13 protein-coding genes are annotated in these 12,102 nt (G+C 44.1%); all 13 read right to left on the minus strand.

What is annotated here, in order from left to right; translation table 11 throughout:
* Window position 1: 1 nt before the first annotated feature.
* Window positions 2-808, minus strand: coding sequence for a tryptophan synthase subunit alpha (gene trpA / locus ABZM97_RS11600; protein WP_367386853.1), 807 nt, complete (start codon window positions 806-808; stop codon window positions 2-4).
* Entirely contained in the window at window positions 801-2,003 is a 1,203-nt protein-coding gene (gene trpB / locus ABZM97_RS11605; RefSeq protein WP_087990531.1) for a tryptophan synthase subunit beta, read from the minus strand. Before trpB ends, trpA begins: the two co-directional genes overlap by 8 nt.
* Entirely contained in the window at window positions 1,984-2,631 is a 648-nt protein-coding gene (locus ABZM97_RS11610) for a phosphoribosylanthranilate isomerase (protein ID WP_367386854.1), read from the minus strand. The genes trpB and ABZM97_RS11610 overlap by 20 nt, the downstream gene beginning before the upstream one ends.
* Window positions 2,632-2,635: 4 nt before the next feature.
* Window positions 2,636-3,388, minus strand: a complete 753-nt coding sequence (gene trpC, locus ABZM97_RS11615; RefSeq protein ID WP_087990533.1) for an indole-3-glycerol phosphate synthase TrpC — start codon at window positions 3,386-3,388, stop codon at window positions 2,636-2,638.
* Window positions 3,381-4,397 carry an anthranilate phosphoribosyltransferase gene (gene trpD / locus ABZM97_RS11620; protein WP_367386855.1) on the minus strand — a complete coding sequence of 339 codons (1,017 nt, stop codon included), beginning with the start codon at window positions 4,395-4,397 and terminating at the stop codon, window positions 3,381-3,383. Before trpD ends, trpC begins: the two co-directional genes overlap by 8 nt.
* A complete protein-coding gene (gene trpE, locus ABZM97_RS11625; RefSeq protein WP_087990535.1) occupies window positions 4,369-5,916 on the minus strand; it encodes an anthranilate synthase component I in 1,548 nt (515 codons plus the stop codon). The genes trpD and trpE overlap by 29 nt, the downstream gene beginning before the upstream one ends.
* 213 nt (window positions 5,917-6,129) lie before the next feature.
* Window positions 6,130-6,513 (minus strand): chorismate mutase, encoded by a 384-nt coding sequence (gene aroH / locus ABZM97_RS11630; RefSeq protein ID WP_087990536.1) that lies wholly within the window; start codon window positions 6,511-6,513, stop codon window positions 6,130-6,132.
* Window positions 6,510-7,598: a 3-dehydroquinate synthase gene (gene aroB / locus ABZM97_RS11635; RefSeq protein WP_367386856.1), complete on the minus strand. Its 1,089-nt coding sequence runs from the start codon at window positions 7,596-7,598 to the stop codon at window positions 6,510-6,512. Before aroB ends, aroH begins: the two co-directional genes overlap by 4 nt.
* On the minus strand, window positions 7,598-8,770 hold the full coding sequence (gene aroC / locus ABZM97_RS11640; protein ID WP_087990538.1) for a chorismate synthase: 1,173 nt from the start codon (window positions 8,768-8,770) through the stop codon (window positions 7,598-7,600). Before aroC ends, aroB begins: the two co-directional genes overlap by 1 nt.
* A gap of 74 nt (window positions 8,771-8,844) precedes the next feature.
* Window positions 8,845-9,615, minus strand: a complete 771-nt coding sequence (locus ABZM97_RS11645; RefSeq protein ID WP_087990539.1) for a protein-glutamate O-methyltransferase — start codon at window positions 9,613-9,615, stop codon at window positions 8,845-8,847.
* Window positions 9,616-9,848: 233 nt separating this feature from the next.
* Entirely contained in the window at window positions 9,849-10,298 is a 450-nt protein-coding gene (gene ndk / locus ABZM97_RS11650; RefSeq protein ID WP_087990540.1) for a nucleoside-diphosphate kinase, read from the minus strand.
* A gap of 114 nt (window positions 10,299-10,412) precedes the next feature.
* On the minus strand, window positions 10,413-11,375 hold the full coding sequence (hepT, locus tag ABZM97_RS11655) for a heptaprenyl diphosphate synthase component II (RefSeq protein WP_289349108.1): 963 nt from the start codon (window positions 11,373-11,375) through the stop codon (window positions 10,413-10,415).
* Window positions 11,376-11,400: 25 nt separating this feature from the next.
* Window positions 11,401-12,102 carry a demethylmenaquinone methyltransferase gene (menG, locus tag ABZM97_RS11660; RefSeq protein WP_087990542.1) on the minus strand — a complete coding sequence of 234 codons (702 nt, stop codon included), beginning with the start codon at window positions 12,100-12,102 and terminating at the stop codon, window positions 11,401-11,403.

A 12,102-nucleotide genomic window follows, 5' to 3' on the forward strand; every position in this document is an offset into this window, starting at 1 on the left:
GTCACCTCTTTAAACTGTACAAGCCGCCAAACGCCGTTGCGTAATCTTCAAACTCCTGCAGCGCTTGATCTCTCGTTTCAGCGCTGATGAGCCGGTCCTTTAGCTCTTCTATTTTTCTGACGAGCGCACTTCCCACTACGACACCGTCACAAATTTTATTCATCTTCATAACCTGTTCGCGGTTTGAAATACCGAATCCTACAGCAACCGGAACAGTACTGAGATCCTTCACTGCCCGGATGAACGGATAGACGGATGAATTGAACTCATTGCGGACACCGGTCACACCTAGAGAAGATACACAGTAGACGAAGCCCTCGGCTTGTTCAATAATGGTTTTCAAACGGCTTTCGCTTGTCGGCGCAACCAAAGAAATATACGTCACCTCATGATTTTTGCATTCCGCTTGGAGGCTGGCGCTTTCTTCTAATGGCAGATCCGGAACAAGCAGACCGTCAATATGATTTTCCCGCAGTAAAGCGAAAAAGTATTCTTTGTTCAATTGTAACACAGGATTATAATACGTAAAGAGGATAATCGGAATATTCACTCCGTTTTTTTTCATTTTTCCGCCTAATTCGATTGCCTTTACGATATTCATCCCATGACCAAGCGCCCGCTTTGAAGCTCTCTGGATCACCGGACCGTCTGCAAGCGGGTCTGAGTATGGAACACCAAGCTCCAATGCCGTGGCACCTGCTTTTTGGAGAGACTTCGCCAGTTCAATCGAAACCTCAGGCAATGGATCACCCGCTGTAATAAACGGGATAAACAATTTTTCTGGCGCTTGAAGGTTTAATTTAAACATGCGCTTTCACCTCTTCTTCCAATACATTCATTAATGTGTTGACATCCTTATCTCCCCGTCCTGATAAACAGACAAGAATGATTTGATTGCGATCCATCTCTTTGGCGAGTTTGAATGCTTTCGCTAACGCATGGGCAGATTCAATCGCCGGCAAAATTCCTTCTTTTTCTGATAAGAGTTTTAATGCATCCACCGCTTCTTCGTCTGTGATACTGTCATAAGTGACACGGCCGCTCTTATGCAAATAAGCGTGCTCCGGACCGATTCCAGGGTAGTCGAGTCCTGCTGAAATGGAGTAAGGCTCAATAATTTGCCCGAACTCATCTTGAATGAGATAAGTCAATGAACCGTGAATAACGCCTACGGTTCCTTTCGAGATAGTAGCGGCATGAAGAGGGGTATCAATTCCTTTTCCGGCTGCTTCAGCACCGATCAGTTCAACGTCTTCATCTAAAAACGACTGAAACATGCCCATCGCATTGCTTCCTCCGCCTACACACGCCACTACTTTATCAGGCAGAGCGCCTTCAATGCGTTTCAGCTGATCCTTCGCTTCTTCTCCGATCATTTTTTGAAATTCACGAACCACTTGCGGATAAGGGTGCGGTCCGACAACTGATCCAATCATGTAAAAATGATCCTCGCAATGTTGAACCCAGTACCGAATCGCCTCATTTGTGGCATCCTTCAATGTGCCGTTTCCGCTTGTTACAGGCACAACTTCCGCTCCAAGCAGCTTCATGCGGAAAACATTCAGAGACTGGCGGGCAACATCCTCCTCGCCCATAAACACAGTGCAGGAAAAGCCGAATTTAGCTGCGACTGTCGCTGCGGCAACACCGTGTTGACCAGCGCCGGTTTCTGCAATGATTTTCGTTTTTCCCATTTTCTTAGCGAGCAGCGCTTGACCTAACGCATTATTGATTTTATGAGACCCTGTATGGTTCAAATCTTCTCGTTTCAAATAAATTTTCGCGCCGCCTAAATACTCAGTAACTCGATCAGCGAAAGTGAGTGCAGTCGGCCTACCGGAATAGTCATTTAACAGCTTGTAATATTCATTACGAAAAACAGGATCATCCTTGATTTCTTTAAATGCGGTTTCAATTTCTTCTAACGGCTGCATCAGTGTTTCCGGAACAAACTTTCCGCCAAAATCGCCGTATCTGCCTATTTCATTCGGATATGGATACATATTGATTCATCCTTTCTTCTAAAAGCCTCATCAGATTCTGATCTTTTTGTCCGTTTTTTTCGATTCCGCTGGCTAGGTCAATTCCTGCCGGATGATATTTCAATAGGTCTGTGATGGTATCAGGATTCACGCCGCCTGCGATAAAACAGCGTTTGCCTATAGCCGCCTGCTGGTATTCCGGTACACAATTCCACGAAAAAGCAACACCAGTGCCGCCTCTTGCCCCTTTGACAGATGAATCAATCACAAAGCCATCCACATCACCTTTAAAGCGGGCTATTTCTTGAGTTGTGTTCTCATGATGGTGAAGCGCCTTCCATATTTCACAATCTGTCAGCATGCGAAGCGCCTCGGCATCCTCAGGTTCCTCATCACCGTGAAGCTGAATGACGTCGAAATTCAAGTCTTCGGCAATGCGTGACATCATCTCTATCGATTCATTAACAAAAACCCCTGCAACCTGTTTTTCGACACGAACTTGACTCAGCCACTTTTTCACATCTTGCGGAGATACTTTTCGTTTGCTTTCAGCAAAAATAAAGCCCAGATAATCAGCCTGTGAGTCCGCTGCAAACTGCAAATCCTGCAATGACCGTATGCCGCAATATTTTAATGCCGGCTTCTTCACATCCTCACTCCCCAAACAAAGCATAGATTGCTTTTTGCTGTGATGTTTGTCTCATCAATGATTCACCGATAAGCACAGCTTGTGCCCCTTGTTCTTTGACGAATGTTAAGTGTTCTAAAGAGCCGATCCCGCTTTCGCTGACTAGCAGTGATTCTTTCGGAACTAGAGATGCGATTTGTTCTGTCTGTTTTATAGAGGTTTCAAATGTTTTTAAGTTTCGATTGTTGATGCCGAGAATTTCAGGTGTGAACACTTTCAAGATTTGTTCAAGCGTTTGTGCATCATGAACTTCCACTAACACGTCCAGCTGCTTTTCACACGCTTCCAGATAGAGCTCATGAAGTTGGAAAGGATCAAGCACCTCACCGATTAACAATATGGCATCCGCTCCGATTCTTTTTGATTCCTCCACTTGCAGAGAATCAATAATAAAATCTTTTCTAAGTACAGGTATTGAAACAGCGCGCTTCACGTCTGATAAATAGCTGTTTTCCCCTTGAAAAAACGGGGTGTCAGTTAAAACGGAAAGCGCATCTGCCATCGCATTTTGATAGTCTTTTGCAATCCGCTCAGGGACAAAATCCTTTTTAATAAGCCCCTTAGACGGCGAAGCTTTCTTCACTTCGGCAATCAACCCGATAAACCGATTCGGGCTTGCCAGCGCCTCTTTAAATGAACGTTTTTCGAAAGGCTGCTCTTCCGGCAGGACCAGTGTTTTTACTTCTTCTTTCTTTTGTTTGATGATGTTTTCAAGCATAGATCTCTTCCTCTTTCTGCTTTAGTCGTTCGAGCTGCGCGGCTGCGCCTCCGCTTGTAATCGTCTCTAACGCTAGCTCGGTTCCTTCCTTCAATGAGGCGGTAATCCCCGCCGTGTATATCGCAGCCCCTGCATTAAAAGCAGTAATAGATAAAGCGGAACTGCTGCTTTTATTTTCAAAAATATTCTGAATGAGATAGGCACTCTCTTTCGGTGACTGCACCTGTAAATCTTCAAGTCTGCCATTTGTGAAACCGAAATCTTCGGGTGATACGGTATATTCCCGGCGCTCCCCGTCCTTTAATTCAATTACATCAGTCGGTGCTGTAATGGAAAGCTCATCTAAACCGTCACGGCTTGCTACGAACAGGACGTGCTTCGGCTGAAACGGCTCCAGCGCGCTTGCCATTAGTCCCGCTTTTTCAGCGGAATAGACTCCGATCACCTGACGCTTCGCTTGTAAAGGATTGCTGAGCGGTCCGAGCAGATTAAATACCGTTCTAAAACCTAGTTCTTTTCTTGTACCGGCTACATGTTTCATAGACGAATGATAAAGCGGGGCAAAGAGAAAACCCATATTGTAAGTTTCAATGCTGCTTTTAACCTTCTTGGGAGTAGTTTGAATCGGAACCTCTAACTCCTCTAGTACATCAGCGCTTCCGCTTTTAGAAGAGACAGAGCGATTGCCGTGCTTAGCGATTTTTGCACCGGCTGCAGAGGCAACAATTGCCGATGCTGTTGAGATATTAAAAGTGGAAACACCATCTCCTCCGGTACCGCATGTATCAACTACATCAGGAAGTCCATCGACTGCAAGAGCTCGCGCCCGCATCGCCTTCACAAAACCCGTAAGCTCTGCTGGCGTTTCTCCCCGATGGGCAAGGATAGACAATATACCGCCCATTTCAGAAGGAGCCATTTCCGCTGTCATCATCATATTCATCAGTGCTTCAGCCTCACCGGCAGTAAGTGTTTTTCCGTCAACGCACAATTGTAGAAATTTGTTCATCAGCTTTATCCTCCTTGCTATGGAACATGTCTTCTGCAATATGAATCGTTTTCAGCAGCGCACCCGCTTTATTGCAGCTTTCTTCATATTCGGATTCCGGAACAGAATCAGCAACAATACCAGCTCCTGCTTGTATTGATGCAACACCGTTCTTTACACTCATCGTGCGAATCGTAATACAAGAATCGATATTCCCGTCAAATCCGATGTAAGCGATACAGCCGCCGTATGTCTCTCTCGGCGTGGGCTCAAGCTCTTGCAAAAGCTGCATGGCACGGATTTTTGGAGCACCTGTTAAAGTTCCTGCCGGGAAAGCGGACATCAGTGCATCGACAGGATGAACACCTTCTTTCAAGCGGCCAGTAACCACTGAGATAATGTGCATAACATGCGAAAAGGAGACAATTTTGGTGAACTCCGGCACAGAAACAGATCCGTATTCTGCTACTCTGCCGACATCGTTCCGAGCAAGATCAACGAGCATGTAGTGCTCCGCTTTTTCTTTATCATCCTTCATCAGCTCAGCTTTGAGTTTTTCATCTTCCTCTTTGTCTGCGCCTCGTTTTCTCGTTCCGGCAATCGGATGGATTTCCAAGTGTCCGTCCTGAACGTGGATTAACCGTTCTGGAGAGCTGCCGACTATTTCTCTGTCTTGGAGTTTCATATAATACATATACGGAGAAGGATTGACGATCCTAAGCACTCGGTATAATTCAAAGGCCTCTGCTTTTATCGGAATCTCAAATTTCTGTGACAAAACGCCTTGGAAGATATCGCCCGCTTTTATATATTCTTTGATTTTCTCTACATCAGCCATAAAAGCCGATTTTTCATAATTAGAAGACACGGTTTCAAAGCTGGGTGTCTGATATGAATCAGCAGATAGAAACAGCTCTTTTATATTTTTTTGATTCATCATTTTTTCAATGAGATCTTGGAGCTCCTGATGATGTTGATGAAACACATCGATTTTTTCGTTTTCTGTTTCTTGTCCATTGAGTCTCGCATATTGGATAAAGTGGACATTTTTGGTTTCATGATCATACGCAATTAATGTCCGACAAACAAAGAGCATACACTTTTCCAATCCTGTTTCCTTTGCGTGCGGAGGAACAGATGACTCAATCAGCGGAATCATATCATAGCTTAAGTATCCGACAGCACCGCCGACAAAAGGAATACCAAGCTCCGGCGTTTTGATTTTGTACGTGGTATTCATCCAGTTCAGCACTTCTTTTAATTCGTTTCCTGTGTAAAGAGATCTGCCGTCCTGATCAGCAGCTGTAAAACGGCTCTCCTCTTCTTTAATCGTGAGAAATGGATTCAGGCCGATAAACGAATATCTTGACCAACTGGATGTATCATCCTTGCTTTCAAGAAGATATGTAATCTCCCTGTCGAGCTTCTCTATCATTTGAATGGGTGTCAGCGTATCGACTGTGAAGGTCTCCACAATCGGTATAGTGTGGGAGGACAAGCTGTCCTCTAAAAATGCAGAAATGTTTGATTGGAAATTCATAACTCTCACTCCTTTTGGCAAGGAGAATGAGAAGATGGCATGAGAGGATAAAACGATATAACAAATAAACCCAAAAGAAAGGCTTCTTTTGGGTAGAATAAACATACATGTCTCAGCTCAACTAAACTCATTCTCTGCTACCCTATTCTCTGACTCAACTCATTTAATCGCTTTATACACGCTCTTGTGTATTTCTAAGCTGTTCTTATCGTATTACAATTCAGTATTTTTTGTCAATGATAAATCGGGTCTTAATACGACGGCTTTTTCTAAATATACATGTCTGATCTGATCCTGAGGAACATCTGTCTGGACGGTCATCATGACTCTTATGCACTTTTTCAGACCGCCGGCCACATCCATTTCCTGCATACATGTTACCGGCACATACTGCCAGCCTGAAAGCTCACGAACAGCTTTTGCCGGAAAAACGGAGTGCAAATCAGGTGTCGCCGAAAGAAGCATTTGAACAACATCTTCGGGCTTTGTTTTGTTTTCTTCTATGATTTTCTCTAACAGCTGTTTTGTTTTTTGTAAAATTTCTTCTTCAGTATCCCGTCCAACTGTAGTTGCTCCGCGAATTCCGCGAATCATCATGATGTTACCTCCAATCGCCATTTGTTCAGCCAGCTCTCTAGTTCATTTTTGGAAAATGTGCGATCAGCAACTTTTCCTAATTCGTTGAGCACGATAAACTGAATCATCCCGCCGCGGGTTTTCTTATCATTCATCATGCGATCTAAAAGAACTGAAGATTGCGCCTCTTTTTTGATTCGACTTGGATACCCCAAGCTTTTTAGCCAGCTGACCAAACGTTTTCTGTCCATTTCACAGCCCGCTGTCTTTTCGCTTAAATATAAAGCAAACTGCATCCCGAGGGCTACGGCATCACCGTGAGTGATCTGCCCGTATCCATATTCCGCCTCAACGGCATGGCCGAGCGTATGTCCAAAGTTTAAGTAAGCTCTTATCCCCTCTTCTTTTTCATCCTGCTGAACAACAGACGCTTTAATTGAAATGCCTTTAAAAATCATATCATTCAGCTGATCACTTGTAATATCGTGCAATGAATGGATATTCAGCAGCTCTTCCAGAAACGATTTGTCATAGATAAAAGCGTGTTTAATCACTTCTGCCATCCCGGACCGAAGCTCCTTTTCGGACAGAGAACGAAGGAAGTCTGTATCGTAGAGCACGGCTTTCGGCTGATAAAACGCACCGATTAGATTTTTTCCGAGCGGATGATTCACGGCCACTTTTCCTCCGACGGCGCTGTCATGCGCTAAAAGCGTCGTAGGCATTTGAATAAAATCAATGCCGCGCATAAAAGTAGCAGCCACAAATCCGGCAAGATCTCCTACAACACCGCCACCGAATGCGATGATGCATGAGGAGCGATCCATATGAAAACGAATCGCTTCACTCTGCAGTTTTGTGTACATGTCCATAGATTTCGCCTGCTCTCCGCTCGGCACCGTCACTTTTTTCACAGGCCATTTTTCTTCCAGCAAATGAAGCATTTCATCACCATACAGGCGATCCACCTCTTCATCTGTGACAAGTATAATTCGTGTTAAAGGCCTGTTTAAAGAGGTTAATAGTTCACAAACCTCTTTTCTGATGCCTTGTCCGATAAAAACAGGATACGACGAGGAAGCGGTTTGAACATGCAGTGTTCTCATTAAAATTCCCTCGACAGTTTTCTCATATTCTCCACATTTTCTCTAATGCGGTCGATTTGATCTAAGCCGAATTGTTCAACGACTGCGTTCGCAATTTCCCATGCGACAGCGGCTTCAGCTACTACACTTGCCGCAGGCACTGCACAGCTGTCTGAACGTTCAATGCTGGCAGAAAATGGTTCTTTTGTTTCAATATCCACGCTTTTCAGCGGTTTATACAAAGTCGGAATCGGCTTCATGACCCCGCGGACAACAATCGGCATACCTGTTGTCATGCCGCCTTCCAGTCCTCCAAGTCTGTTTGTAGCGCGAGTATATCCCTTTTCCTCGTCCCAAATGATCTCATCATGAACTTCGCTTCCATTTCTGCCGGCCGCCTCAAAGCCGATGCCGAATTCAACACCTTTAAATGCGTTAATTGAAAGTACAGCAGCAGCAAGCTTGCTGTCCAGCTTGCGGTCATAATGGACGTAGCTGCCCACGCCTACTGGCATTCCCTCGACAATGACTTCTACAATTCCGCCGATGGAATCGCCGTTTGCCTTCGCTTCATCAATGGCAGCCATCATTTTGTTGCCTGCTTCTTCATCGTAGCATCTGACCGGAGACTCCTCCGTGACACGCTGCAGGTCATCAATTGACGTATATTCTGTTTTCTCAGCTTTAACTGCGCCAATTTGCAATACATGGCCCGCCACCTTAATGCCCAGCTCAGAAAGAATCTTTTTAGCGACAGCTCCTGCCGCCACTCTGACAGTTGTTTCCCTTGCTGAAGAGCGCTCCAGCACATTTCTCATATCGCGATGATTATATTTAATCGCACCGTTTAAGTCAGCGTGACCTGGTCTCGGTCTGGAAATTTGACGCTTCATTTCCTTTTCTTCATCCTCTGTAATCGGAGCCGGACCCATGATTTTAGTCCAATGTTTCCAGTCGTTGTTTTCTACTGCGAGAGCAATTGGTGAACCGAGCGTGCGGGCATGGCGCACCCCGCTCATAATTTTAGCCTGGTCTTTTTCAATCTGCATGCGGCGGCCGCGGCCGTGGCCTTTTTGGCGTCTGGCAAGCTCAAAATTGATATCTTCCTCCGTTATGTAAAGCCCGGCAGGCACACCTTCAATAATGGTCGTCAGTTGGGGGCCGTGTGATTCTCCGGCTGTTAAATATCTCATGACTTCTTCTCCCTTCATCGCATTAACGCTTTTAAGTAAAACTACTATAACATATTTTTCAGCAAAAAGTCAGTCTATCTTTTTTGATAAAAGAATGTATCAGCTGAAACCAGGCCGAATTTCTCAGGATTGAAGATTTGCTCGGTGCTGCCGACAAAAAGAATCCCATTCTTTTTCAGGCTCTGTGCCATTTTTAAATAAAGCTCTTCCTTTGCGCTTTCTGTAAAATAAATCAATACATTTCGGCACACGATTAAGTCAAATTCTTGTTCATAACGGTCCGCCAGCAGATTGTGCTTTTTGAATGTAATATTGTTTTTGATTTCCGGTTTTACTTCATAACTTCTATTTGCATGCTGAGTAAAATAACGATCCTTCACAGATGTCGGCACTTCCTGTAAAGACCGCTCCTGATACACGCCTTTTTTGGCTTTCTCCAATGCTTTTTCATCAATATCAGTCGCCAGAATCTGAAAGCCGGGAAGACCTTTTTGCTGATTCAAAAGCATGGCAAGCGTATAAGGCTCCTCACCCGTTGAGCAGGCGGCACTCCATATCTTTAAAGGCTTAGAATGCTTGATTAACGGCAGAATAGCAGTCTCAAGCACTTCCCATCTTTTATAATTACGATAAAATTCTGAAACATTAATCGTCATTCTGTCCAGTGTTTCATTTAAGAGCGCTTGATCCTTTTCCAAGGCCGCCGCAAAATCCTTAAAGTTTTGAAACCCCTTTTTCTCATAAAGCGACGTCAGCCTTCTCTTCATTTGTGCTTCTTTATATAAAGTTAAATCAACACCGGTTAATTGTTTCCATTTTGTTATAAATAAGCTGTATGTATCCATCTCTACTCTCCCAGTCTCGCTGTCTTTTTGTCCTAGTATAGCTTGTTTTCTCAGAAAATTGTATTGTTTCAATAAAAAAATCAGCTTTTCAGCTGATTTTAGATCATTGGGAAGGCAGGAATCTGATAAACATTGCCATTAACCCCTTATTTACTTTATGTAAACCTTTACAAAAGAAAACGAAAACCGACGTCATTACATAGTGCCGGCCCTGCTACTTATTTTCATAATGATTAATAGATCCAGCCTGCCATGAGCTGTTGATATGATACTAATTCTTCATTCTTAAAGAAAATGTTAATCTCGCGTTCAGCACTTTCGAGAGAATCAGAGCCGTGGATGATGTTTTTTCCGACAAACATGCCATAATCTCCGCGAATAGTGCCAGGCAAAGCTTCTTTAGGATTTGTCTTTCCGATCAGCTGTCGTGTCACTTCAATGACATTTTCGCCTTCCCAAACCATTGCGAATACAGGTCCTGAAGTAATAAACTCAACGAGCTCTCCGAAGAAAGGCTTCCCTTGATGTTCGGCGTAGTGTTTCTCAGCTATTTGTTCAGTCACTCTCATTAACTTGGCACCAGATAATTGTAAGCCCTTACGTTCGAATCTCGACAAAATATCACCAATGAGCTGACGTTGGACACCGTCTGGTTTCACCATAATAAAAGTCTTTTCCATCACATTCTCCACCCCATCATTATGTATGTATAGGCTTTCACACTGCACACCGAAATCGTAACATCTTTCTGACAATTAATCAATCCGGGGCGGAGAAATTTCTCAATATCTACAAAATTAAAATTTTCTTTTTCCGATATATTTTGCGATGGCCGCAAGAGACGAACGTGCACGCCCTCTCGGAAGCGTGTTTAATTTCTGGAAAGCTTTCTGCAGATACATTTCGCTTACTGCCATAGATGCTTCAATTGCATCTGTTTTTTTCATTTCTTCAATGATCGGCTCAAGCTGTTCCTGCGTTGTCTCGGTGTTAATCAATTTAAGCTGATTTTTTAATGCTGGATTTTTCAGGGCATACAGCACTGGCAATGTAACATTTCCTTGAAGTAAATCTCCTCCAACAGGTTTGCCCAGCTCTTCTTCCGTTGAAGTAAAATCAAGAATATCATCAATGATTTGATAAGACATGCCGACGTAATACCCAAACCAGTACAGCGCCTTATGAATCTTTTCATCAGCGCCGGACGCAATGGCACCGAGCTGGCAGCTGACCGCGATAAGGAGCGCCGTTTTTCTTTTGATGCGGCGGAGATATGTTCTGAGGTTTTGTTCCATGTTGTATTTGTCTTTGATCTGCTCGATTTCCCCAAGACAAACTTCAACAATCGTCTGCGACAAAATCCTATGGGCTTTCGGTTCGTTAATTCTCGTCATCATTTCAAGAGATCCCGCAAGCATATAATCACCTGTGTACATCGCAATGCGATTGTCCCACTTTGCTTTGATTGTCGGCTTCCCTCTGCGAAGCTCCGCATCGTCAATGACATCATCATGAACCAAAGATGCCATGTGAATCATTTCCAAAGTGACGGCGACATATTTAATTTTATTAATGTCATAATCGCCAAACATGCCGGAAAGCAGCACGAAAACAGGGCGAATACGCTTCCCTCCCGCCTGCAGCAGATGAAGACCCGCCTCGCTTAAAAGCGGGTAATCGGAACGTACGGTCTGTTCAAGTTCTCTTTCAATTATATCAATATCGTCATTTAAAAAAGAGTAGGCCATTTTAAATTTCATATCATTCACCCAAACATCTGTGTTTTCATTTCCATCCGATATGCGTGGCAGCGACTCCGCCAGTAAACGAATGATATTTGACATTTTTCAAGCCCGCCTCTTCAAACAGGCCTGCCAGTTCTTTCATTCCAGGGAATTCTCTGGCTGATTCTTGAAGCCAAGAATATTCTTTATAGCTCTTCGCAAACAATTTCCCGAAAAACGGCATAATATACTTAAAGTACATAAAGTAAGCCTGTCTGAATCCGAACGTTTCCGGCTGGGACGTTTCCAGACATACCACCTGGCCGCCCGGCTTCACCACACGTCTCATCTCTTTCAGTACGGTCAAGTAATCAGGGACATTGCGCAGTCCGAAGCCAATGGTGACATAATCAAATGTATCATCATCAAAGGGAAGCTCCATCGCATTTCCGTGCAGCAGTTCAATTTGGCTGAATCCGCCGTCTTTTACTTTCTGCTGGCCGACACTCAGCATATTTTCACTGAAGTCCAAGCCCTTGATCTCACCGCTTTTACCGGCTGCTTTTGCAAGAGCGATCGTCCAGTCAGCCGTTCCGCAGCAGACATCAAGTGCCTTGGCGCCTTCTTTTACATTCATGATGCGCATCGTTTTGTCGCGCCATTTTTTATGCTGCTGAAAACTGATGACAGAGTTCATTTGGTCGTAGTTTTTATATATTTTTTCAAATACTCCGTGTACGCGCTGTTCTTTTGAGTCCTGCAT

Origin of the sequence: Bacillus vallismortis, from assembly GCF_040784915.1 — a bacterium.
Classification (GTDB): domain Bacteria; phylum Bacillota; class Bacilli; order Bacillales; family Bacillaceae; genus Bacillus; species Bacillus subtilis_G.

Coding starts and splice junctions, on each gene's coding strand:
- aroB (WP_367386856.1), bottom strand. CDS start 7,598: ATGAGAACACTGCATGTTCAAACCGCTTCCTCGTCGTATCCTGTTTTT.
- aroC (WP_087990538.1), bottom strand. CDS start 8,770: ATGAGATATTTAACAGCCGGAGAATCACACGGCCCCCAACTGACGACC.
- trpD (WP_367386855.1), bottom strand. CDS start 4,397: ATGAACAAATTTCTACAATTGTGCGTTGACGGAAAAACACTTACTGCC.
- aroH (WP_087990536.1), bottom strand. CDS start 6,513: ATGATGATTCGCGGAATTCGCGGAGCAACTACAGTTGGACGGGATACT.
- trpB (WP_087990531.1), bottom strand. CDS start 2,003: ATGTATCCATATCCGAATGAAATAGGCAGATACGGCGATTTTGGCGGA.
- hepT (WP_289349108.1), bottom strand. CDS start 11,375: ATGAAATTTAAAATGGCCTACTCTTTTTTAAATGACGATATTGATATA.
- trpA (WP_367386853.1), bottom strand. CDS start 808: ATGTTTAAATTAAACCTTCAAGCGCCAGAAAAATTGTTTATCCCGTTT.
- ABZM97_RS11645 (WP_087990539.1), bottom strand. CDS start 9,615: ATGGATACATACAGCTTATTTATAACAAAATGGAAACAATTAACCGGT.
- menG (WP_087990542.1), bottom strand. CDS start 12,102: ATGCAGGACTCAAAAGAACAGCGCGTACACGGAGTATTTGAAAAAATA.
- trpE (WP_087990535.1), bottom strand. CDS start 5,916: ATGAATTTCCAATCAAACATTTCTGCATTTTTAGAGGACAGCTTGTCC.
- trpC (WP_087990533.1), bottom strand. CDS start 3,388: ATGCTTGAAAACATCATCAAACAAAAGAAAGAAGAAGTAAAAACACTG.